Genomic DNA, 22,580 nt, shown 5'->3' with positions numbered 1-22,580 from the left:
AATGGAGACTCGATCCCGCTGATGTCCTGGATGCGCCTCGTTGCGGTGGCCGGCCTGCTGGCCGGTCTGACCGCCTGCAGTACCCGGCCGCCGGCCCAGCCGGAAAACCTGTGCCAGATCTTTCGCGAGAAACCGGACTGGCACAAGGCGGCGCTCAAGATGAACGAGAAGTGGGGAACCCCGATCCACGTGGTGATGGCCATGATGTATCAGGAGTCCTCCTTCGTGCACGATGCCCAGCCGCCGATGCAGTATTTCCTCTTCATCCCGACCGGGCGGGCCAGTTCGGCCTACGGCTATGCCCAAGTCAAAGATGAAACCTGGGCTGACTACCAGCGGGAAACCGGCAACGGCTGGAGCGATCGCGACGACTTTGCCGACGCCATCGACTTCATGGGCTGGTACACTCACAAGGCCCAGCGGCTGAACGGCACCTCCAAGTGGGATGCGTATGGCCAGTATCTCAACTATCACGAAGGGTGGGGTGGCTATCGGCGTGGCAGCTACCGCAGCAAGGGATGGCTGATGAAGACATCCCGCAAGGTGGAGGCCCGCGCCCAGCGCTACGGCGCCCAGTATCGACAATGCAAGGATCAGCTCTCCAGCGGGGGCTGGTTCTGGTAACCAAATCAGGAGTCAGAAATGCCGTTATTGGACAGTTTTACCGTTGACCACACCCGCATGGCTGCGCCGGCGGTGCGTGTGGCCAAGACCATGCAGACCCCGAACAAGGACACCATTACCGTGTTCGACCTGCGTTTCTGCGTGCCGAACCAGGAGATCCTCTCCGAGCGCGGCATCCACACCCTCGAGCACCTGTTTGCCGGTTTCATGCGTGATCACCTGAACGGCAATGGGGTGGAGATCATCGACATCTCCCCCATGGGCTGCCGGACCGGCTTCTACATGAGCCTGATCGGTGCACCGGACGAAGCCCGGGTTGGCGCCGCCTGGCAGGCCGCCATGAGCGACGTGCTGACCGTGCAGGAGCAGGGCAAGATCCCCGAGCTGAACGAATACCAGTGCGGTACCTACAGCATGCACTCGCTGGAAGAGGCCCATGCCATCGCCCGTCACGTGCTGGAGCGCGGCATCGGCGTCAACCGCAATGACGAGCTGGCCCTGCCGGAAGAGAAGCTGAAGAGTCTGTGAGGCTGATGAGCTGTCGCTCATCGGATAACCTCTTCAGGGAATGTTAAAAGAGCCGGTCAGCCATGCTGACCGGCTCTTTTTTATTCCGCCTGATCGCGGTTATGGGGATGACTTGCTCCCCTTGCCGACTCTGATTAGGATGGTTTTTGACCTGAACCTGTTGGCGGAGGTGCGACGATGAAGGGGATATTGCTGCGTTGGCTGGCCCGTTACGACGCGTGGTGCGAGGAGTGGGGCCTCACCCAGGAGAACCGGCGCTGCTGTACGCCGGTTCGTTATGATGATGATTCAAGCAAAGAGCGAGCTTGCGCAGAAGAGGCTGAGCTCAATCAAAATTGCGGGTCACGGCACCGGTAACGCTGTTGTACTCGAAGCCGAGGCCGTTGGGGTGATCCGGGAGGCGGCCGATAGAATCGCGAAGAATATAACGGCAGTTATCGTGACGTAGCCCCCCGTCAATTTGGTCATCTGCAGCAATGATCTCAGAGGTGTAGTCTGTGTCCGTATTTTTGTCTGCTAGGTCAGGAACGGTTTGATTGGTATCAAGTAATCCAGTGAAAAGTAGTTTGCAGTCATCCGGGCTACTGACCGATATCTGGTCACTTGTGCCTCCGGGGAAAACAATATCAACACCTTGATTACCCTGATCCTCTTTTGTCCCCACAGGCCAGCCGTAGTGGTTGATATCCAAATCTTTATTGCCCATCCCACTGAAGTTATACAGTGCGAGGTCTTGTCCCTGCACTTTCACCGCCCAGCCAGCATGAGCCAGCTGAACTGCGCTTGCAAAGCTGCCAGCGGTCGCCGAGACCGTGCTTTTCAGGGCATCATCCTTGATATTGATAAAGCGGGGCAGGGCGGTGACGGCCAGGATCCCCAGCACTATGATCACCAGCACCAGTTCAATCAGGGTAAAGCCGTTGTTTCTGTTGTTCATCATGTTCAATGACCCATTAAATACCGCAAACAGGTGTGAGTGATATGCAGCTGATAGATACCCATTGCCATCTCGACTTTCCGGTGTTCGACCAGGACAGGGAGGCGCTGCTGGCCCGTTGTCGGGCATTAGGGGTGACGGAGTATATCATTCCTGCCATCGCAGAGGATAACTGGACTCGTGTGATGGCACTGGCAGAGCAACATGACGGCCTCTTTTATGGTCTGGGCATTCATCCCTGGTATGCCGGTGAACAGCGGGAGGGGGTGATGGAGCGGTTGCGAATGCTGGTGATGAGCCAGCCTGCCGGGCTGGTGGCCATTGGCGAGTGCGGGCTGGACCTCCGTTCTCACGTGCCGCAGGAGGGGCAGCTTGCGCTGTTTGAGGCTCAGATCCGGCTGGCTGCCGATGTCGGGCTTCCCCTGATGATCCACTCGGTGCGCGCCAATGACACTGTGACCAAGCTGTTGCGCCGCTTCAAGCCGCCTCGTGGCGGGGTGATCCATGCTTTCAGCGGTTCATTGCAGCAGGCGGAGGCTTTCTGGCAACAGGGCTTTCGACTCGGGGTGGGCGGGGTAATCAGTTTTGAACGTGCGAACAAGACGCGAGAGGTATTTCGGGCTATGCCGCTCGAGGCTCTGGTGCTGGAAACCGATTCGCCCGATATGCCGTTACAAGGTGAGCAAGGCACCCGGAATACCCCGGAAGCGCTGCCGAAAATAGCGGAAATATTGATGACTTTGCGGGATGAACCATCGGCAGATGTTGCCAAGGTGTTATTTGAAACTGCCCGACATATTTTCCATCACGACCAATAGCCATGAAACAAATTCGCAACACCTGATTTAGTTGTCAGGAAAAAAAATGAGCGTAAAAATCGTTTGCTGTCTAATTTTGTGACACTTGGACATTTTGATAACGATAAAATGTGACCAGCATTCTATTTTATCGGACTTTAATTAGTATAATGCGCTCCCCTTGATTAGTTGGGTTTAATAACAACTCGCTAACAAGCCAGGTGCTACTAGAGGAAGATAATAATGAATTTGTTCATGGGTCTGGTAGGGATGGCGACGCTCGTCCTTATCGCGGTGCTGTTCTCCAGCAATCGCAAGGCAATCAACGTCCGTACCGTTGTCGGTGCGTTCGCAATTCAAGCCGGTCTGGGGGCGTTTGTTCTCTATGTTCCGGTTGGTCGCGATATCCTGGTCGGCGTGTCCGACGCGGTATCCAGCGTGATCAGCTACGGCCAGAACGGGATCGACTTCCTGTTTGGCGGTCTGGTCAGCAACAAGATGTTTGAAGTGTTCGGTGGCGGCGGCTTTGTCTTTGCCTTCCGTGTTCTGCCGGTCATCATCTTCTTCTCTTCCCTGATTGCAGTGCTCTACTACCTGGGCATCATGCAGATGGTCATCAAGTTGCTGGGCGGCGGTCTGCAGAAAGTACTGGGTACTTCTCGCACCGAATCCCTGTCTGCAACTGCCAACATTTTCGTCGGTCAGACCGAAGCGCCGCTGGTGGTTCGTCCTTACATCTCCAAGATGACTGACTCCGAGCTGTTCGCCGTCATGTGTGGTGGTCTGGCTTCCGTTGCCGGTTCCGTACTGGCCGGTTACGCCTCCATGGGCGTGAAGATGGAATACCTGATTGCTGCCTCCTTCATGGCTGCACCGGGTGGTCTGCTGTTCGCCAAGCTGCTGGTTCCCGAGACCGAGACCCCGAACTACGACGAAAGCTCTGCCGATGCCGAGCTGGATGACAAGCCTGCCAACGTCATTGACGCTGCTGCTGCTGGCGCCTCTGCCGGTATGCAACTGGCTCTGAACGTCGGCGCCATGCTGCTGGCCTTCATCGGTCTGATCGCCATGATCAACGGCATCTTCTCCGGTGTGGGTGGCTGGTTCGGTTATCCGCAACTCTCTCTGGAACTGCTGCTGGGCTGGATCTTCTCCCCGCTGGCCTTCCTGATCGGTGTGCCCTGGAATGAAGCAGTGGTTGCCGGTTCCTTCATCGGTCAGAAGCTGGTAGTGAACGAGTTCGTGGCTTACCTGAACTTCGCTCCGTACCTGAAAGACGAAGTGCTGATCAACGGTGTGGCCATGTCCGATCACACCAAGGCGATCATCTCCTTCGCGCTGTGTGGTTTTGCCAACCTCTCCTCTGTTGCCATCCTGCTGGGTGGTCTGGGGTCCATGGCGCCGAACCGCCGCGGCACCATTGCACGCTTTGGCCTGAAAGCCGTATTGGCTGGCTCTCTGTCCAACCTGATGTCTGCCACTATCGCAGGCTTCTTCCTGGCACTGTCCGGCATGTAATCGCCGCCTGACTGACAGGGTATAAACACGAACGCCACGGCATCTGCCGTGGCGTTCGCGTATGGAGCGGTGACAACCGTTTTCCTATCTAAACTAATAATAAAATGAGTCAAATCGGAGGTTATATGAATGAAGTGCTACTGGCGATGGTGGCCGGCTTTATAGTTGGTTTGTTGTTTTCTTTCCTCAAATTGCCGATCCCGGCGCCTCCCGTTTTGTCCGGGGTAATGGGGATCGTCGGGGTCTATCTGGGGGGATTGGCCTACTCCTGGATCCTGACCCGTTTCTTTTCGTAAGGCTTTTTTAGACCTGGATTTGCCAGATGTGAGGTACCTCTGAAATTGGCAAATCCGGCTTGCAAACAGGGGGTATCTCGGCTGAAATAGGCATTGCCAGCAGGGTGCTGGCAATGACTAATACTCGATGAAATCGGGTGTTGGCGGTCAAATGGAATTGATTGGGAAGTCGGGTCAGATGTTGTCGGCCTTTCTCAAGTCTTCATGGAACCAAGTCCGCACTTTTGTAAGAAAGTGACAGGGCTCTTGCCTTATTTACAGTCGCAGTGCCTGCAGGGTGTTTTGAATAGCATCCCGATAGTGCCGGTGCCTTCGCACTGTAATTCCATTCCCGTATAGCTGGGGATTACTGCCTGTGCATCCATTGCTGGATGGTATGGTGGCGCCCGGTTATCTGGATTAAATCGAGACTTTGGAGAACAGAATGACTGATCTGAAAGTGGCCGCTCAGCGCGCCCTGAACCTGATGGACCTGACCACCCTGAACGATGACGACACCGATCAGAAGGTGATCGACCTGTGCCATAAGGCCAAGTCACCGGCTGGCCTGACTGCCGCCGTCTGCATCTATCCCCGTTTTATTCCTATCGCTCGCAAGACCCTGCGTGAGATCGGCGCTGCCGATGTACGCATTGCGACCGTGACCAACTTCCCGCACGGCAACGACGACATCGAGATCGCCGTGGCCGAGACCCGTGCCGCTGTCGCCTACGGTGCTGACGAAGTGGACGTGGTGTTCCCGTATCGCGCCTTCATGGCTGGCAATGAACAGATCGGTTTTGATCTGGTCAAAGCCTGTAAAGAGGCCTGTGGTGCCAACGTGCTGCTGAAAGTGATCATCGAAACCGGCGAGCTGAAAGAAGAGGCGCTGATCCGTCGCGCTTCCGAAATCTCCATCGATGCCGGTGCCGACTTCATCAAGACCTCCACCGGCAAGGTGCCGGTCAATGCGACACCGGAAGCGGCGCGGATCATGATGGAAGTGATCAAGGCCAAGAATCCGAAAGTTGGCTTCAAGCCTGCTGGTGGCGTGAAAGATGCCGCCGTTGCCGGTCAGTATCTGGCCATGGCCGAAGAGATCCTCGGCAACGACTGGGTATCCGCCCGTACCTTCCGCTTTGGTGCATCCAGCCTGCTGGCCAGTCTGCTGGCCACTCTGGGGCATGGCGACAAGCCGGCCAACACCAGCGGTTACTAATAGGTTGATGAGAGGGCGGACCGCTGTCCGCCCTGTTAGCCCCCACCATGCGGTGTGCGGGCAAGGATTCAGGCTTGTGTAACGCCAGCAATGGCGGAGGGAATGAAAGATGTTTTTGCCTCAAGAAATTATTCGCAAGAAGCGCAACGGTGAAGCGCTCAGTACCCAAGAAATTCAATTCTTCGTTCAGGGCATTACCAATAACACCATCGGCGAGGGGCAGATCGCCGCGCTGGCGATGGCGGTCTACTTCAAAGACATGACCATGGATGAGCGGGTTGCCCTGACCTGCGCCATGCGCGACTCCGGCATGGTGCTGACCTGGGATCACCTCAATCTGGGTGGCCCGATTGTCGACAAACACTCCACCGGCGGTGTGGGTGACGTTGTCTCCCTGATGCTTGGCCCGATGGTCGCTGCCTGCGGCGGTTTCGTGCCGATGATCTCCGGCCGTGGTCTGGGCCACACCGGCGGTACCCTCGACAAGCTGGACGCCATTCCCGGCTACCAGACCTCGGTCGACAACGATCGTTTCCTGAAAGTGGTGAAAGAGGCGGGTGTCGCCATCATCGGCCAGACCGGCGATCTCGCCCCCGCTGACAAGCGTATCTATGCAGTACGGGACATCACCGCCACCGTCGAATCTGTCGCCATGATCACCGGCTCCATTCTCTCCAAGAAGCTCGCCTCCGGGCTCGAAGCGCTGGTGATGGATGTGAAAGTGGGCTCCGGCGCCTTTATGCCGACCTTCGAAGCGTCCGAAGAGCTGGCCAAGAGCATTGTGGCCGTGGCCAACGGTGCCGGTTGCCGCACCTCTGCGCTCTTGACCGATATGAACCAGGTGCTGGCCTCCAGCGCCGGTAACGCGGTGGAAGTGCGTGAAGCGGTGCGCTACCTGACCGGTGAATATCGCAACCCGCGCATCCACGAAGTGACCATGGCGCTGTGCGCCGAGATGCTGATCTCCGCCGGTCTGGCCAGCGACGAGCGCGATGCCCGCACCAAGCTGCAGGCGGTGCTGGATAACGGTAAGGCGGCCGAGATCTTCGGTCGCATGGTGACAGGTCTCGGTGGCCCGGCCGATTTTATGGAGCGTTATGACGCTTACCTGCCCAAGGCTGCCATCGTGCGCCCGGTCTACGCGGCCAACAGCGGTTTTGTGACAGCCATGGATACCCGCGAACTGGGTCTGGCTGTGGTCGCCATGGGCGGTGGTCGGCGCGCTGCCGGTGACAAACTTGATTATGCGGTCGGTCTGACCGACTTTATCCGCCTGGGTCAAAGCGTCGATGCTGACAAGCCGATCGCGATGATCCACGCTCAGACTGAAGAGCAATATGCTCAGGCTGCCAGCATGGTGCAGGCGGCTGTCCGGATTGGTGGCGAGCGGCCGGAAGCACTGCCTGAAGTGTACCGCCGTATCACCCTGGCCGATTTGTAACAAGGGGAAGACCCATGAAACGTACCTTTATTCTGATGATGGACTCTTTCGGTATTGGCGCTGCTGCCGATGCCGACAAGTTCGGAGATGTGGGCGCCAACACCCTTGGCCATATCGCCAAGGCGTGTGCGGCAGGTGAAATTGAAGGCCGCGGTGCCCTCAATCTGCCCAACCTCAACAAGCTGGGTCTGGGCCACGCCTGCGAGCAGGCCTCCGGCTACTTCCCGGAAGGGCTGAAGAAAGATATCGAGGTGGTCGGTGCCTACGGCTTTGCTCAGGAGCTCTCCTCCGGCAAGGACACCCCGTCCGGTCACTGGGAGATCGCCGGCGTGCCCGTGCTGTTCGAGTGGGGCTACTTCAAGGATCACCACAACAGCTTCCCGCAGGAGCTGCTGGACGCCATAGTCGAGAAGGCAGGTCTGCCGGGTTATCTCGGCAACTGCCACGCCTCCGGTACCCAGGTGCTGGATGATCTGGGCGAAGAGCACATGAAGACCGGCAAACCGATCCTCTACACCTCTGCCGACTCCGTGTTCCAGATTGCCTGCCACGAAGAGACCTACGGCCTCGAGAAGCTCTATGAGCTGTGCCACATCGTGCGCGAGCTGCTGGAGCCCTACAACATCGGCCGCGTGATTGCGCGTCCGTTCGTGGGTACTGGCAAGGGCAACTTCAAGCGTACCGGCAACCGTCACGACTACTCAGTGCTGCCGCCGGCGCCGACTGTGCTGGATTACATGAAAGATGCGGGTGGTCAGGTGGTCTCCATCGGCAAGATTGCCGACATCTATGCCCAGCAGGGTATCTCCAAGCAGGTGAAAGGGACCGGTCTGACCGAGCTGTGGGATCGCACGCTGGAAGAGGTGAAAGCGGCCGGTGACAACACCATCGTCTTCACCAACTTTGTGGACTTCGACTCCTCCTACGGCCACCGCCGTGATGTTGCCGGTTATGCCGGTGCGCTGGAGTATTTCGATTCCCGCCTGCCGGAGCTGTTTGAGCTGCTGCAAGATGGCGACGTGGTGGTGCTGACTGCCGATCACGGCTGCGACCCGACCTGGGGTGGCACCGACCACACCCGCGAATACATTCCGGTGCTGTTCTTCGGCAAGCCGGTCAAGGCTGGCTCCGTTGGTCGTCGCGAGACCTTTGCCGATATCGGCCAGAGCATCGCGGCTTACCACGGTCTGCCGAAACTGGCATACGGTACCAGCTTCCTGTAATTTACCCGCCCGCCACTTCGGCGGCGGGCAATTTATAAAACAATAAAACTCAACCTAGTGTGAAGGAATCAAGAGAATGGCAACTCCTCATATCAATGCGAAAGATGGCGCCTTTGCTGATACCGTGCTGATGCCGGGCGACCCCCTGCGCGCCAAGTACATCGCTGAAACTTTCCTGGAGAACGTCGAGCAGATCTGCGACGTGCGCAACATGTTCGGTTTCACCGGTACCTACAAGGGCCGTCGTATCTCCGTCATGGGTCACGGCATGGGTATTCCATCCTGCTCCATCTATGCAAAAGAGCTGATCACCGATTACGGTGTGAAGACTCTGATCCGCGTGGGCTCCTGTGGCGCTGTGCGTGAAGACGTGAAACTGCGTGACGTGGTGATCGGTATGGGTGCCTGCACCGATTCCAAAGTAAACCGTCTGCGCTTCAAGGATCACGACTTCGCTGCCATCGCCGACTTCGACCTGGTTGCCAATGCCGTACAGGCCGCCAAGAACAAGGGCGTTGCCGTGCGCGTCGGTAACATCTTCTCCGCCGACCTGTTCTACACCCCGGACCCCTCCATGTTCGACGTCATGGAAAAATACGGCATCCTGGGTGTCGAGATGGAAGCCGCCGGTATCTACGGCGTGGCCGCAGAGTACGGTGCCAAGGCACTGACCATCTGCACCGTCTCCGACCATATCCGTACCGGTGAGCAGACCACCTCTGAAGAGCGTCAGCTGACCTTCAACGACATGATCGAAATCGCGCTGGATTCCGTCCTGCTGGGCGACAAGTAATTCCCTTGCGAATAATAAACGGCGGCCTTCTGGCCGCCGTTTTTGTATCTGCTCTCTGGTTGCGCCATCAGTTTTCCGGTGGCGGCGAGGGTGGGGTACTCTTTTTCTTGTGCTTGCGTACCCGCATGTAGTTGCGGCGCACGCCGTAGGAGATGAGCACCCCGGCCAGCAGGGCGACCAGCAGCATCAGCCGCTGTTTCTCCTGCACCACCTTGAGCCGGGTGTCCTTGTCTGCCAGCATCTGCTGCTCTTCCAGGGTGATTCGCAGGAAGCCGATGGTCTGCTCGCCATCCCGGATCTCCTGTACGAACTGGATCCGCCCCTTGCCCTGCTCCGGCAGTGACTTGTTATCGCTGCCGATGGGCAGCAGGCTCTCCAGCGGCACCGCCTGCTCAGACTGGGCGAGGGGAATGCCGCGTCCGTCGTAGAGGGTGGCATCGAGGATCTCCGGCTCCGCCGCCAGATCCCGCGCCAGCCGCTCCAGTTCGCTGCTCTTCTCCTCCTTGATCCAGCGTTTCATGTCGCGGGCGGCATAGGCGACCAGCGCCTGTGCCCGGTTGCGCGCTTCGCTGTGCAGCGAGGCCTGGCTTTCACCCTGCATATGGATGAGCACACCGAGCACCCAGCATCCGAGCAGGATACCGGCACCCAGGCTGAGAACACGTTTGATGGGAAGATGACGCTGCAAGCGCGAGACCTCATGGTAACAAGGAGTGGCGGGATCTTGGCGCTTGCCTGTACAAAAAGCAATACGCTACTCTGGGCCTGCACTGTTAACCCCCTGATCACCAAGGAAGGCGTATCCCTTATGTTGTTGTCCCGGCTCCCCCCTCTGTTATCCGATTGGCCCGCGTTGTTGTCCGGCTCACCCTGTTGGCAGCTCCACGCAGATGCGTTGCAACCGACAGAGACTCCGCAGGCTGGCGGCTGGTTGGTGCTGTTTGGCAAGGGGCTGGGCGCCTCCCATCTGGCGCGTCTGTCGCTACTGTTGGCTGCGCAGGAGTTGGCGGCCACCCTCTATCCTCCCATCGAGGTGGCGGGCGTGCCGTTGCTGCTGCTTGGCTGCGATCGCTTCTCTTCCGAGCTGGTGGCCGAGCTCAAGAGCGGTGAGTGGGAGATCGATCTCTGCCATCTGCCAGCGCTACCGACCCTGAACGAGCCCGGCCTGCTGGTGATGGACATGGACTCCACCGCGATCCGCATCGAGTGTATAGACGAGATTGCCCGGCTTGCCGGGGTTGGCGAGCAGGTAGCTGCAGTGACGGCCGCGGCGATGCAGGGCAAGCTGGAGTTTTCCGACAGCCTGCGCAATCGGGTTGCCCTGCTGGCAGGGGCGCCGGTCACCATTCTCGACGAGGTGGCGGCATGGATGCCCTGGATGCCGGGCTTGCAGCTGATGGTCGATACCCTCAAACAGGCGGGGTGGCGTGTTGCCATCGCCTCCGGCGGTTTTACCCGTTTTGCTGGCCAGTTGCAGCGCGAGCTGGGGCTCGATGCCATCTTCGCCAACGAGCTGGCGGTGGAGGGGGGCCAGCTGACCGGCAAGGTGAGCGGGCGCATCGTTGATGCCAGCGTCAAGGCCGAGGTGTTGCAGCAGCTGGCTCAGGAGTACGGCATTGCTGCCGACCAGACCGTGGCCATCGGCGATGGTGCCAACGATCTCAAAATGATGGGGGTCGCGGGCCTTGGCATCGCCATTCACGCCAAACCGCTGGTGCGGGCGCAGGCGGCGGCCACCCTCAATCATCACGATCTGGAGGGGGTGATCTGCCTGCTGGCGGCGCGGGCCTGCAGCGAGCAACGCTGGGACAAGCGCTAACAGTGTTTCAAGGAGGAAACCAATAAAAATGGAATTGTTGCAGCAGTCTCTGTTTATCCCCTGTGGTGGCCATCAATTGCATGTTCGCCACATCAAACCCCGGGTCGCCGTGCATGGCGAGCCGATCCTGATGGTGCACGGCGCCATCGAGAACGGGCGGATCTTCTATACCGAATCGGGCAAGGGGCTGGCCTGCTTTCTGGCCCGCCACGGCTATCAGGTCTATGTGGCTGATTTGCGGGGGCGGGGGCTCAGCACTCCGGCCATCGCCGAGCAGGCGGAGCACGGTCAGCATGAGCTGATCACCGAGGATCTGCCCGCCCTGCATCGCTGGATTGCCGAGCGCCATCATGGCTTCAAGGTGCACTGGGTGGCCCACTCCTGGGGCGGTGTCATCATGGCCTCGACCCTGGTGCGCTTCCCCGAGCTGGCGGAGCAGGTGGCCAGTCTGCTGTTTTTTGGCACCAAGCGCGGCGTGTCGGTGCACAATCCCGAGCGTTGGCTGAAGGTGGATCTGATCTGGAATCGGCTGGCCCCCTGGCTGGCCCGCCGCCGTGGTTTTCTGGCTGCTCGCACTCTGAAGATCGGTGCTGACGACGAGCCGCTGCGCTATCTGCAGGAGACCATCCCCTGGGTCAAGTGCGGCCCTTGGCAGGATCCTCACGACGGTTTTGCCTATGACGAGGCGGCGGCACGGGTCAACTGGCCACCGCTCTGGATGATTTCGGCCAAAGCGGACAAGGTGCTGGGTCACCCGACCGATGTGCGCCGCTTCAGCGACGAGATGGGGTCGGTCACGCGTCACACCCGATTGGGGCGGGACAATGGCAACCGCCTCGATTATGACCACATCAATATGCTGACCGCCCCGCAGGCACAGGAGGATCACTTTCCCCAGATCCTCGACTGGCTGCTCAACCCGCAGGCGGCATGATAAAAAACAGGGCGCCTCGAGCGCCCTGTTTCATTTCTGTCTGTTTCCGGATCAATCAGTTCAGTGGCGGCGTGATGCCAAAGCGGAACAGGGTGGCCTGGGTGGTATCGGTCAGTTCTCCTACCCCCACCACGCTCCAGAGCTCCTCTTCCAGCTTGCGCGCCTTGTGGATGGCGAACTTGGCGATGTAGTCCAGCTCGTTGGCGATGAAGTTGGTGTCGGGCCGTCCGGTACGGGAGATGCCGACCAGCACCGAGTAGAACTCCCCCTGTTGCTGCGCCAGCTCGATGAACTGACGCTTCTCTTTGACGTTGGCAAAGCTGCTGGCCAGCCGGCTGCTGAAGATGGGCAGGCCGGCCTTGGTCTGGATGCTAGCGATATAGACCTCATCTTCTCTCGGTTTGTCCTCCCGCTCGATGGCGCGCAGCGGGTTCATCAGCAGCTCCTTGAGCAGCTCCCCCTGAAACAGCGGATAGAGGTTCTCCTGCTCCGGCAGCTCGGCACAGGCTTGCAGCAGGCGCTGCAGACTGCGCGGTTGCAGAGACTTGCCGATGGAGGCCGGTTTGGGGGCGCCCTTCAGCTTGTTGACGTAGACCGGCGAGTTGAACAGGTGGTGGGTATAGATGTTGCGCAGTGCCCGCGCCAGCCCACGATAGCGGCGCTGCTCCTGCGCCGCCTTGAGCTTGTTCTGGTTGCTCTCGATCAGCAGGCTGAAGAACTGGCGGCCGGTATGGCGATCCGAATCCCCTTCGATGCAGAGGTGCAGCACGGTGCGGGTCATGTTGAGGCTGACCAGCCGGTAGGAGAGGCGCTGCAGATCCATGCTCTTGGAGAGCTCCTGCAAACGGGGCAGGGCGATGGTCACCACATCGTTTTTCTCGCCGATAAAGGCATCTTCCAGCTCGATTTGCAGGCCGTGAGTCGAGATGTCGCGGGTCCAGCCGATCCAGGATTTGCCGTTGTGATGGATGGCGACCGCGGTCTTGTGGATGTAGCGCGACTCCTTGCGCAGCTGAACATAGTGCAGGGTCTCAATCTCGAACGGGGCAACCCCCTGCTCGTGACCAAAGCGTTGCAGCTCGTTGGCGTTGTTGCTGACCCCCTCCTGATGGAACTCTTCCCGCTGGGACTCCAGGCCGATCTCCTGCAGCAGGCCGCAATAGCCGATCTGCTTGAGCCGCTCGAGCAGCAGGATATCTTGCAACTGCGGGTTGTCTTGCCCCTGCAGTTGTCCCACATCCGCCTCGACCAGATCGCATGCCTCCAGCGTGAACTTGTAGACACGCCAGCTGGGGCGGCGCGAGCCCACCTGGAAGAAGAGGGCGGTGAGGCCACTCTGGCGCAGCTCCTCGGCGGTGGCGGAGAAGAAGTAGATATGGCTGCGCACCGTGTGGGTAAAGCAATAGATGATGGTCTCTGTGGTGGTACCGGGGGCCGGGCAGAGCCGTTTCATCCGCTCTGCGCTGAAAAGCCCCGCGAGGGCATCGCGGTTTTTCTCATCGCGCCAATACTCCAGCAGGTGCTGGTTGTTTTCCGTACGCAGGGCAATCTCGAGATTGGGGCTGTCGCCAGTGCCGAAGAAGAGCGGCATGCCGGTCATCCGCGGCAGGTAGAACTGCTCATACCCCTTGATGATGGCGGCGGAGAGCAGATAGTCGACGCTGACCCGATAGCGGATCTTGTTGGCATCGATAAAGTCGCTGAGGAAGGCATCAAAGGCGGGCTGTTCGCCGGAGCGCACCAGCCGCAGCCAGTATTTCCCTTCTTTGCTCTCTTCGCCAAGGATCTGATAGCCGACCGGCTGGTGCAGCACCGGATTAGGGGTGTCCCGCTCCAGTCCGGTAAAGAAGACCTCCACTTGGGCGCCGGTGTGATAATTCGGCAGATAGGGAACCGAGACCCGCATGCCACCCAGCGAGAGATCGGAACTCTTGGCGAACAGCTTCTCACCATCCTGAAACTTGATCAGCACCGGCGAGCTGAAGTGCATCCGCTCCTGACGGCGGCCGTAGTAACTGGCAAAGGCAATGGTGTTGACATCATATTGCCGGAAGGGGCTGGCCGGCGGCGACAGCTGACCATCCACGCGGGCGTTGTGGTGCTGTTTTTGCCACTGTTGCAGCGCCTCGTAGACACCGAGGGTATAGATATCGCGGTAGAGATAGCACTGGGACTGGAACAGGGCAATCGCATCGGCGGGCATGAAGTGAGTGATGCCGTCGAACTCATGCACCAGGCACTCATCCTCCAGCTCATCGCGCATGTCGATGACCCTGCGGCAGGGGGAGCACTTGCGCTTGAGCTCCATCTTGATCAGAAAACGGCTGTTGCTGTTTTCCTCCTGGGTCATGCGGTTGAAGATCTCCTCGAAATCTTTCTCCCGCAGCAAGGGGACGAGTTGTTCAATCAGATGTTGCTGGTGTTCTGAATCCATTTGTTCCTGCCACGGAAAGTCACTTTTCCGATTCTGGGTTTGATCTGTCGGTCGCAAACAAGTATATCAAGCAGGAATTCATCCTGTCCCCGAGTTATCAATGGCCAAAAATAAAACTGCTTATGTTTGTTCCGAATGTGGTGCCGACTTCACACGCTGGCAAGGTCAATGCAGCGAGTGCAAGGAGTGGAATACCATTACCGAGGTGCGCCTCGGCTCGGTGAGCCCCGCTGGCAAGAGTGCCCGTTACACCGGTTATGCCGGCGCGGTCGGCAGTCAGGTACAGACACTGGCAGAGATCGCCACTACCGAAATTCCCCGTTTTACCTCAGGTTTCAAGGAGTTGGATCGGGTGCTTGGTGGCGGTGTGGTGCCCGGATCGGCCATTCTGATCGGCGGCAACCCGGGGGCGGGCAAGTCGACCTTGCTGCTGCAGACCATGTGTGGTCTCGCTGAACGGATGAAAACCCTCTATGTCACCGGCGAGGAGTCGCTCCAGCAAGTCGCGATGCGGGCCAACCGCCTTGGGCTACCCACCGACAAGCTGCGGATGCTCTCCGAGACCAGCGTCGAGCAGATCTGCCTGATTGCCCAGCAGGAGCAGCCGCAGATCATGGTGATTGACTCCATTCAGGTGATGCATGTGGCGGATGTGCAATCGTCCCCCGGTTCTGTCTCACAGGTGCGCGAAGCGGCTGCGTTGCTGACCCGCTACGCCAAGCAGAATCATGTGGCCATCTTCATGGTGGGCCATGTGACCAAGGATGGCAGTCTGGCGGGCCCCAAGGTGCTTGAGCATTGCATCGACTGCTCTGTGCTGCTCGATGGCGGTCATGACTCCCGTTTTCGGACTCTGCGCTCTCACAAGAACCGCTTCGGTGCGGTCAACGAGCTGGGGGTCTTTGCCATGACTGAACAGGGGATGCGCGAGGTGAGCAACCCCTCCGCCATCTTCCTCAGCCGGGGGCAGGAGCAGGCGCCCGGTTCCATCGTCATGGTGATCTGGGAGGGCACCCGACCGCTGCTGGTGGAGTTGCAGGCGCTGGTGGACTACTCCCAGCTCTCCAACCCGCGCAGGGTGGCGGTGGGGATGGATCACAACAGGCTCGCCATGTTGCTGGCGGTGCTGCACCGTCACGGCGGGTTGCAGATGGCAGATCAGGATGTCTTCATCAACGTGGTTGGCGGGGTCAAGGTCGAGGAGACCAGCGCGGATCTGGCGCTGCTGCTGGCGATGGTCTCCAGCTTCCGGGATCAGGCGCTGCCCAAGGATCTGGTGGTCTTTGGCGAAGTGGGCCTTTCCGGTGAGATTCGTCCGGTGCCGTCCGGTCAGGAGCGGTTGCAGGAGGCGGCCAAGCACGGTTTTCGTCGCGCCATCGTGCCGCACGCCAATGCCCCCAAGCATCCCATCGAAGGGATGGAAGTGGTGCCGGTCAAGAAGCTGTCCGAGGCACTCGAGGCGCTGTAATCCCTCAGCATTGCAATCGATACAACAGCACAACGGAAAAAGAGCGCCTCGGCGCTCTTTTTTATGGGCTGGAACCTGCCATCAGGGCTGGCTATGTTCCAGATGTTCGCTCAGCAGTTGTTCCAGCTCGCGGTGGAGCAGCTCTTCGTCGCCGACGTTAAGCTCGATCATCCGCTTGAGATGGGTGGCGCTGTCGATATCGATGTGGTGGCAGTAGAAACCCAGCTTCTTGCTTGCTTCGTGGGTCAGCTCGACCTGCATTTTGATCTCGATATCGCTACCGCTCAGGATAAAGCTGAGCTGGTACTCCTTGTTGTCACGGCTCTCCCAGTCGTCAGGGCGGATCAGCAGGGCTCCCTGCAAGGAGACGTCGACAAGCTGGGTCTGCCACTTCTGTTCCCCCTGGGTGAGTTCTGCCATGGTCAAGTAGAGGATCCGTGCAAAACGGCGGCGCTCAGACATGCTCATCTCCTGTATGCAATAAGTGTGGACGCTAGGGTCATTGCTCTGAGTGTAATCCACCTTGGTTGCCAGTATCTTGAACTTGCTCCGAAAATGGCATTCAGGCTTGCTGGGTACTCAAGGATTCCACCACATGAAGCGCCTTAACCAGGCGGTCTTCCTGTTTGAACCGCTCTTCAAGAACCGGACCCAACTCGTTGAGATCATCATCCAGTAGCAGTAATTGGGCCTCGTCGGCATCACTGTATTTGTCGTTGAACTCGAGGGCGAATTCAGTGCTGTTACGAATATGGGGATAGATGCGCTTGGCCAGCTCCAGTGTTTCGCCGCTGGCTTGCTCGAAGGCGGTGACGACGTGGTGGTAGATCTCGAAATGGCCTGCACTGACATAGTCGACCAGGCGGTCGCAAAACTGATGCAGCTCTTCTGTTTTGGGCAGGCTGCGTTGCTTGGTCCGCGCCGGAGTGAGGCCTGCCAGCTGCATGTATCCAACCAGCAACGCTTGCCTTGCATCCAGCCAGTCGTCGATAGCCTTATGCTTGCCTGCCAGCGCCTGCTTGGTCTGTTCCAGTTTCGTCAACATAATCCCTATCCCTCCGTGGGGCAAAGGCTGGCCGATTGTTCGGTATTCCGAGCCGTTTGAGCAGTGACACAACCTATAACTAGGGAAAATCTGGGCAAGCGTCAATAGCCATGGGGGGATAATGTTAAGTGGCGAAGAAATAGCCAGCGGATTGTGTCTGCGTGCTAGCAGGTTTCAGGACTGCTCACGGTTTTTCGCGTGTGGAATGTGACTATTTCCGCAGATCTTGATGAAAACCCCAGCGTTTGACGCGTTCGGCTCGATAAAGGCTTTGCCTGTGCGTTTTTTTTTGCATAGAGTGACCCAGCGCTAAATGCCCGATCATAAAGGAAATGTTATGAACAAAGCTCAACTTGTCGATGCGATTGCCGCCAAAGCAGATCTGAGCAAAGCTCAGGCCAAAGTGGCTCTGGAAGAGATCATCAATGGTATTACCCAGAGCTTGAAAGAAGGCGATGCTGTGCAACTGGTCGGTTTTGGCACCTTCAAGGTCACCCACCGCGCAGGCCGCACCGGTCGTAACCCGCAAACTGGTAAAGAGATCCAGATTGCTGCTGCCAACGTGCCTTCATTCGTGGCTGGCAAGGCTCTGAAAGACGCCGTCAAGTAAGTCCGAAAGTCTGTTTTGTCCAATGCCAGTCAGCTCGCTGACTGGCATTGTTTTTATGGGATTCTCCCATCCTTCCTATTAGTCCTTCCTGACTTTTCCTTCTGTCGGCCTCGTTGTGGCTGAGGCCTTATGTCGTCTGCGGGTTGGATGGCAGCGGCCAGATCCGCTCATAGGCCCAGGTAAAGACCATGATGTAGACGAGGTAGAAGGCGACGAAGCCGAGATCCAGCATCAGGGCGTCCCACACCCCCAAATCGAGCCAGAACATGACGCAGGGGAGGGAGAGCATCATAAAGCTTGCCTCATAGCCAAACGCGTGCAGGAAGCGGTCCAGTGGTCGCTTGTTGGTGCGCCCGCAAAGTTTGAGCAACCCCTTGTCGAACAACAGGTTCCAGCCATAGGTCCAGGCGGTGGCGACGATGGAGAAGAAGATGGCCAGCGAACCGACCTCGGCGACGCCCTGACCGAACAGCTGGCTGATCAGCGGTGCGACCAGTGCCAGCCCGATGCCTTCGTAGAGAACCAGATAACGAAGTCGATCCGGGGTGGTGCGTAGTTGGGTACTACTCATGGGTGATGTGCCTCCTGTGGGAGGCGCATTCTAATCAGGGAGTGGTTAAAAGAGAAGCATCGGCCCGTCATGACTGGCGTTGGGGGGCATGATGATGCCCCCTCATTTGCGATACTTCTCTATTGCCAATTTGGGCGTTAGCCCTGAGTGGTCAAGTCTGCGACTCAGGCGCCGGTTGGTGTGACCCGGGTCAGCATGGCAAAGCCCTCTTCCACCAGAGTGAGCTCTACCTTGACCTCCCCCAACTCGGCGAGCGAGGCAACATGGGTGCCACCACAGGGAATGGTCACCTCCTGGCCTTCCAGCATGCAGTGCCAGTAACGGGAATCGATGATCGCCTCGCCAGCGCGGCTGCGGCGGATCTCGCCTCCGGCTGCAATCCAGTCGGCCAGTTGCTGGTTGGCTTTCTCTTCAATCAGCGCCAGATCTGCCAGCAGCGCCTCGCTGTTGACCCCTTTCTTGCGCAGGCTCTTGCCGATGCGGTACTGCTCCCGCGATCCGCAAGGCTCGACCCGCGAGCTTTGAATAGCAAGACGATCGAAGTCGGGCTGGCCCAGTGCATCGCGCTCGCTTACCTCCTTGCGCCAGTAGGGGGTGAGTACTCGATTGAGCGCCAGTGCCGCCAGATGGCAGCCACTATGGCCCAGACTCAACGCGTGGCGGGCAGCGCTATCTACTTGCAATTCGACCTGGCTGCCAACGGCTAGCGCGTGGTCACCGGTCAGCGGATGGACCACCACGAAACGCCACCCCTCAGCGCCCCGTTTGACCGGAATGGCAGTATCGACAAACAGCTCGCCATCCGGGCTGATGGCCCCCATCCGGCAAGGGCCAATGGCGGCTTCTCCCCCTTCCCAGCGAGCATGTCCCACATCCCCCGGCTGATCGGGCCAGAGGTGGCTCTGGGGATGAAAGGGGGTGAGGTCGGTGACCAGCAGTGTGGTATCACCGCGCTGGCAGCAGACCACGCTGGCCTGCTCCTGATGATGGCCCAGTACGAAGCTGGCTCGGGTGTGTTCCATGGCAAGGCTCCCGCAATGATAAATGAGAAGAGAAAGCGGCAGCATACGCCAAAGTGCGAAGAGGCTCATTAACCAGAGTTAATGAGCCTCTCTTCTCGGTTTTACGGTTCGCTAGATCATGGCGACCAACAGATAGGCATTGAGCCCGATCACCAGCGCAACGATAAGGCGGCCGACGGCTTGTGTGACCGGATGGTTGCGATGTTGCCCCATCAGCGCCCGATCGCCGGTCAGCATCAACAGCGGGATCAGGGCCAGCGCGATGCCAAAGCTCAGGATTACCTGACTCAACACCAGAATTTCGGTGGTGTTGAGACCCATGGCGATTACCACGAAGGCGGGAGCCATGGTGATGGCGCGACGCAGCCAGAGCGGGATGGTAAAGCGGACAAAGCCCTGCATCACCACTTGCCCGGCCAGGGTGCCCACCACGGTAGAGCTGATGCCGGAGGCGACCAGCGAGAGGCCAAACAGGGTGGCGGCAGCCTGACCCAGCAGCGGAGTGAGGGTCTGGTAGGCGGATTCCAGCTCCGCTACCTGCTGGTGGCCCGAGCTGTGGAACGCGGCGGCCGCCATCGCCATCATCGCCAGATTGACGAAGCCGGCGATGGTCATGGCAATCGCCACATCGACCCGGGTGGTGTGCAGCCGCTGGCTGACCGATCCTTGATCCTGTGTGTGCTGGGTCAGCGCCGAGTGCAGGTAGATAACGTGGGGCATCACGGTTGCACCGAGCACACCGGCGGCCAGATAGACGGCATCGCTGTTGGGCAGACCGGGGAAGATAGCCCCTTCCAGCAGACTCGGCAGATGGGGGCGGGAAAAGATCAGCTCGACGATGTAGGCCGCCGCGACAAACAGCAACAGGCCACCGACCACGAACTCCAGCGGTTTCTGGCCACGGGATTGCAACATCAGGATCCCCCAGGTGACCACGGCGGTGATACAGGCTCCTTCAAGCAAGGTCACGCCAAGCAGCAGCTTGAAGCCGACGGCGGCACCGATAAATTCGGCGAGATCGGTGGCCATGGCGATGATCTCGGCCTGTACCCAATATGCCCAGACCGCCGGTTTCGGCAGTCGGTCGCGGATATGCTCAGCCAGATTCTTGCCGGTGACGATGCCGAGCTTGGCCGAGAGGGTCTGCACCACCATGGCCATCAGGTTGGCCCATACCACCACCCAGAGCAGCTGGTAGCCGAAAGTAGAGCCGGCTTGAATATTGGTAGCGAAGTTGCCCGGATCTATGTAGCCAATGGCAGCGATAAAGGCGGGCCCGAGCAGGGTCAGTTTGAATTTGCGGCTTGGAATCGTTGTAGTCAGTGCGGGTTGCATGGCATCACCCTCCATCAGGATATGGAGAGAGAATAGATCTAAATGATAATTGTTATCAATTGGTCTTTTGTATCATATCCATCGGGAAAAACTTTTGAGGTCGTCAGTTGCAGTGAGGGATGCGATTTCGTACAATACGCCGCCCTAGAAAAGCAGCGACTAAACACCATTATGTTCCTTGCCTCCGAGGTCTGGCTGCACCTGGGCGGAGGCTGAATTAATCCGTAAGGAGCTAAAATGCGTCATTACGAAATCGTCTTCATGGTTCATCCGGACCAGAGCGAGCAAGTTCCCGGCATGATCGAGCGTTACACCGGCGCCATCACCACTTCCGGTGGTACCATTCATCGCCTGGAAGATTGGGGCCGTCGTCAGCTGGCTTACCCGATCGACAAACTGCACAAAGCCCACTACGTTCTGATGAACGTAGAAGCAGAGCAAGCCGTTATCGATGAGCTGGAAACCAACTTCCGCTTCAACGATGCCGTTATCCGCAACATGATCATGCGCACCAAGCACGCCGTGACTGAAGTTTCTCCGATGGCCAAGGCCAAAGAAGAGCGCTTCACCCGTCGTGACGACGAGCGCCGCGAAGAAGCTACTGAAGCTGCTTCCGAAGAGTAATTCTGGATCACTGACTAGAGGATAAAGGCCATGGCACGTTATTTCCGTCGTCGTAAGTTCTGCCGCTTCACCGCCGAGAACGTTACCGAGATCGACTACAAAGATATCGTTACTCTGAAAAACTACATCACTGAATCTGGCAAGATCGTACCGAGCCGTATCACCGGTACCCGCGCCAAGTATCAGCGTCAGCTGGCACGCGCCATCAAGCGTGCTCGTTACCTGGCTCTGCTGCCGTACACCGATCTGCACAACAAGTAAGAATCGGTCCGGCACTTAAGCCTAACTCAACGAAATTTATAGAGGAAAGGTAATGCAAGTTATCCTGCTCGACAAAATCGCCAAACTGGGCGGTCTGGGTGACCAAGTTTCCGTGAAATCTGGTTATGCCCGTAACTACCTGATCCCGCAAGGCAAAGCTGTTATGGCCACCAAGGCCAACATCGAAGCTTTCGGTGCTCGTCGCGCTGAGCTGGAAGCCAAACTGGCTGCCAACAAAGCTGCTGCTGAAGAGCGTGCTGCCAAGCTGGCCGAACTGGCTACCGTGGTTATCGCTTCCAAGTCTGGCGACGAAGGCAAGCTGTTTGGTTCCATCGGTACCCGTGACGTGGCTGAAGCCATCACTGCTGCCGGCGTAGCCGTTGCCAAGAGCGAAGTCCGCATGGGCAACGTTCTGCGTAACACCGGTGACTACGAAGTTGCTGTTCAGCTGCACGCTGACGTTAAAGCAACCGTACAGATCCAGGTTGTTGCCCTGTAATAGCGATTCGCTTTTGCAGAAAAAACCCGCGCACTTGCGCGGGTTTTTTATTTTCAGGCCCGGGGGTAGAGTGAAGCTCTGTTCCTCTGGAGGAGATCTCTATGGCCTGGGTCGAAGGTCGCGTCATCGAACGCATTGAATGGACACCCACTCTGTTCTCCCTGCGGGTAGCGGCCGATCTGGCCCCCTACAAGGCAGGTCAATTCACCAAACTGGCCCTTGAGCAGGGCGAGCGGCGCATTCAGCGCGCCTACTCCTTCGTCAATCCTCCCTCTGCGCCATACCACGAGTTCTATCTGGTCGAGATCCCAAGCGGTGAGCTGACCCCTTCCCTCGGCTCGCTGCAAGCGGGCGACACTCTGCTGGTGCAGTCTCTGGCCACCGGCTTTCTGACACTGGATGAGGTTCCGGCCGGACGCGATCTCTGGCTGCTCTCGACCGGTACCGCCATCGGCCCCTTCCTCTCCATGCTGGCTGATGGAGAGGCCTTCAACCGTTTCGAGAATCTGGTGCTGGTACACGGGGTGCGTAAAGGCGAAGAGCTGAGCTACCAGGAGCTTATCGCAGGTTTTGCCGCCCGCTACGGCGGGCGTTTTCGCTATG

At 58.5% G+C, this 22,580-nt stretch carries 25 protein-coding genes; 17 read left to right on the top strand and 8 right to left on the bottom strand.

Annotation, left to right across the window (positions count from 1 at the left end; all coding sequences use genetic code 11):
• The first annotated feature begins 30 nt into the window (after positions 1-30).
• Both AACR14_RS06455 and luxS read left to right on the top strand, forming a co-directional pair.
• On the top strand, positions 31-624 hold the full coding sequence (locus AACR14_RS06455; protein ID WP_272942506.1) for a transglycosylase SLT domain-containing protein: 594 nt from the start codon (positions 31-33) through the stop codon (positions 622-624).
• A gap of 18 nt (positions 625-642) precedes the next feature.
• Positions 643-1,152: an S-ribosylhomocysteine lyase gene (gene luxS, locus AACR14_RS06450; RefSeq protein WP_011704660.1), complete on the top strand. Its 510-nt coding sequence runs from the start codon at positions 643-645 to the stop codon at positions 1,150-1,152.
• Positions 1,153-1,477: 325 nt separating this feature from the next.
• Here luxS and tppF read toward each other — a convergent pair whose 3' ends face one another.
• Positions 1,478-2,092 carry a type IVa pilus pseudopilin TppF gene (gene tppF, locus AACR14_RS06440; protein ID WP_026034953.1) on the bottom strand — a complete coding sequence of 205 codons (615 nt, stop codon included), beginning with the start codon at positions 2,090-2,092 and terminating at the stop codon, positions 1,478-1,480.
• Positions 2,093-2,133: 41 nt separating this feature from the next.
• Here tppF and AACR14_RS06435 point away from each other — a divergent pair, with 41 nt between their 5' ends.
• The 7 genes from AACR14_RS06435 (at position 2,134) to deoD (ending at position 9,355) form a co-directional block, all read left to right on the top strand.
• Complete coding sequence (locus AACR14_RS06435; RefSeq protein ID WP_019445566.1) at positions 2,134-2,907, top strand: TatD family hydrolase; 774 nt, start codon at positions 2,134-2,136, stop codon at positions 2,905-2,907.
• A gap of 222 nt (positions 2,908-3,129) precedes the next feature.
• On the top strand, positions 3,130-4,404 hold the full coding sequence (locus tag AACR14_RS06430) for a NupC/NupG family nucleoside CNT transporter (RefSeq protein ID WP_019445565.1): 1,275 nt from the start codon (positions 3,130-3,132) through the stop codon (positions 4,402-4,404).
• A gap of 125 nt (positions 4,405-4,529) precedes the next feature.
• Positions 4,530-4,700 (top strand): XapX domain-containing protein, encoded by a 171-nt coding sequence (locus AACR14_RS06425; RefSeq protein WP_005340467.1) that lies wholly within the window; start codon positions 4,530-4,532, stop codon positions 4,698-4,700.
• A gap of 424 nt (positions 4,701-5,124) precedes the next feature.
• The gene (gene deoC / locus AACR14_RS06420) at positions 5,125-5,898 is read left to right on the top strand and encodes a deoxyribose-phosphate aldolase (protein WP_019445564.1); all 774 of its coding nucleotides are present in this window, start codon (positions 5,125-5,127) and stop codon (positions 5,896-5,898) included.
• Between the two features lie 109 nt (positions 5,899-6,007).
• A complete protein-coding gene (deoA, locus tag AACR14_RS06415; RefSeq protein ID WP_019445563.1) occupies positions 6,008-7,339 on the top strand; it encodes a thymidine phosphorylase in 1,332 nt (443 codons plus the stop codon).
• 14 nt (positions 7,340-7,353) lie between these two features.
• Positions 7,354-8,562 carry a phosphopentomutase gene (locus AACR14_RS06410; RefSeq protein ID WP_019445562.1) on the top strand — a complete coding sequence of 403 codons (1,209 nt, stop codon included), beginning with the start codon at positions 7,354-7,356 and terminating at the stop codon, positions 8,560-8,562.
• A 76-nt stretch (positions 8,563-8,638) separates the two neighbouring features.
• Positions 8,639-9,355 carry a purine-nucleoside phosphorylase gene (gene deoD / locus AACR14_RS06405; protein WP_005340471.1) on the top strand — a complete coding sequence of 239 codons (717 nt, stop codon included), beginning with the start codon at positions 8,639-8,641 and terminating at the stop codon, positions 9,353-9,355.
• A gap of 67 nt (positions 9,356-9,422) precedes the next feature.
• Here the strand turns inward: deoD and AACR14_RS06400 are convergent, their stop codons facing one another.
• Positions 9,423-10,043 (bottom strand): AhpA/YtjB family protein, encoded by a 621-nt coding sequence (locus AACR14_RS06400; RefSeq protein ID WP_005340472.1) that lies wholly within the window; start codon positions 10,041-10,043, stop codon positions 9,423-9,425.
• A 120-nt stretch (positions 10,044-10,163) separates the two neighbouring features.
• Here AACR14_RS06400 and serB point away from each other — a divergent pair, with 120 nt between their 5' ends.
• Both serB and AACR14_RS06390 read left to right on the top strand, forming a co-directional pair.
• Positions 10,164-11,174 carry a phosphoserine phosphatase SerB gene (gene serB, locus AACR14_RS06395; RefSeq protein WP_019445561.1) on the top strand — a complete coding sequence of 337 codons (1,011 nt, stop codon included), beginning with the start codon at positions 10,164-10,166 and terminating at the stop codon, positions 11,172-11,174.
• A 28-nt stretch (positions 11,175-11,202) separates the two neighbouring features.
• On the top strand, positions 11,203-12,108 hold the full coding sequence (locus AACR14_RS06390; RefSeq protein ID WP_019445560.1) for an alpha/beta hydrolase family protein: 906 nt from the start codon (positions 11,203-11,205) through the stop codon (positions 12,106-12,108).
• Positions 12,109-12,163: 55 nt separating this feature from the next.
• On the opposite strand, the gene AACR14_RS06385 is transcribed toward AACR14_RS06390, so the two are convergent.
• Positions 12,164-14,542, bottom strand: coding sequence for a PilZ domain-containing protein (locus tag AACR14_RS06385; protein ID WP_019445559.1), 2,379 nt, complete (start codon positions 14,540-14,542; stop codon positions 12,164-12,166).
• A 100-nt stretch (positions 14,543-14,642) separates the two neighbouring features.
• Here AACR14_RS06385 and radA point away from each other — a divergent pair, with 100 nt between their 5' ends.
• On the top strand, positions 14,643-16,010 hold the full coding sequence (gene radA / locus AACR14_RS06380; protein ID WP_005340481.1) for a DNA repair protein RadA: 1,368 nt from the start codon (positions 14,643-14,645) through the stop codon (positions 16,008-16,010).
• A gap of 81 nt (positions 16,011-16,091) precedes the next feature.
• Here the strand turns inward: radA and AACR14_RS06375 are convergent, their stop codons facing one another.
• Together AACR14_RS06375 and AACR14_RS06370 are read right to left on the bottom strand one after the other, a co-directional pair.
• Positions 16,092-16,472 (bottom strand): PilZ domain-containing protein, encoded by a 381-nt coding sequence (locus AACR14_RS06375; protein ID WP_005340482.1) that lies wholly within the window; start codon positions 16,470-16,472, stop codon positions 16,092-16,094.
• A 100-nt stretch (positions 16,473-16,572) separates the two neighbouring features.
• The gene (locus tag AACR14_RS06370; protein WP_005348975.1) at positions 16,573-17,055 is read right to left on the bottom strand and encodes an Rsd/AlgQ family anti-sigma factor; all 483 of its coding nucleotides are present in this window, start codon (positions 17,053-17,055) and stop codon (positions 16,573-16,575) included.
• A 337-nt stretch (positions 17,056-17,392) separates the two neighbouring features.
• Between AACR14_RS06370 and hupA the strand changes: the two genes are divergently transcribed.
• A complete protein-coding gene (gene hupA / locus AACR14_RS06365) occupies positions 17,393-17,665 on the top strand; it encodes a nucleoid-associated protein HU-alpha (protein ID WP_005340484.1) in 273 nt (90 codons plus the stop codon).
• A gap of 127 nt (positions 17,666-17,792) precedes the next feature.
• Here hupA and AACR14_RS06360 read toward each other — a convergent pair whose 3' ends face one another.
• The 3 genes from AACR14_RS06360 to AACR14_RS06350 form a co-directional block, all read right to left on the bottom strand.
• On the bottom strand, positions 17,793-18,236 hold the full coding sequence (locus AACR14_RS06360) for a PACE efflux transporter (protein ID WP_019445558.1): 444 nt from the start codon (positions 18,234-18,236) through the stop codon (positions 17,793-17,795).
• A 164-nt stretch (positions 18,237-18,400) separates the two neighbouring features.
• A complete protein-coding gene (locus AACR14_RS06355) occupies positions 18,401-19,258 on the bottom strand; it encodes a hypothetical protein (protein WP_019445557.1) in 858 nt (285 codons plus the stop codon).
• A gap of 111 nt (positions 19,259-19,369) precedes the next feature.
• Complete coding sequence (locus AACR14_RS06350) at positions 19,370-20,593, bottom strand: Nramp family divalent metal transporter (protein ID WP_019445556.1); 1,224 nt, start codon at positions 20,591-20,593, stop codon at positions 19,370-19,372.
• A 237-nt stretch (positions 20,594-20,830) separates the two neighbouring features.
• Here AACR14_RS06350 and rpsF point away from each other — a divergent pair, with 237 nt between their 5' ends.
• The 4 genes from rpsF to AACR14_RS06330 all read left to right on the top strand — a co-directional run.
• A complete protein-coding gene (rpsF, locus tag AACR14_RS06345) occupies positions 20,831-21,217 on the top strand; it encodes a 30S ribosomal protein S6 (protein ID WP_005308887.1) in 387 nt (128 codons plus the stop codon).
• Positions 21,218-21,247: 30 nt separating this feature from the next.
• Entirely contained in the window at positions 21,248-21,478 is a 231-nt protein-coding gene (gene rpsR / locus AACR14_RS06340; RefSeq protein ID WP_005308890.1) for a 30S ribosomal protein S18, read from the top strand.
• A gap of 52 nt (positions 21,479-21,530) precedes the next feature.
• Positions 21,531-21,977 carry a 50S ribosomal protein L9 gene (gene rplI / locus AACR14_RS06335; RefSeq protein ID WP_005340490.1) on the top strand — a complete coding sequence of 149 codons (447 nt, stop codon included), beginning with the start codon at positions 21,531-21,533 and terminating at the stop codon, positions 21,975-21,977.
• A 101-nt stretch (positions 21,978-22,078) separates the two neighbouring features.
• Positions 22,079-22,580, top strand: a 502-nt coding sequence (locus tag AACR14_RS06330; protein WP_019445555.1) for a ferredoxin--NADP reductase, incomplete at its 3' end; no start/stop codon positions are given.

This window comes from Aeromonas sp. 159 (assembly GCF_963862045.1).
GTDB classification, from domain to species: domain Bacteria; phylum Pseudomonadota; class Gammaproteobacteria; order Enterobacterales; family Aeromonadaceae; genus Aeromonas; species Aeromonas veronii.
This window is presented reverse-complemented; position numbering and strand designations above follow the sequence as displayed.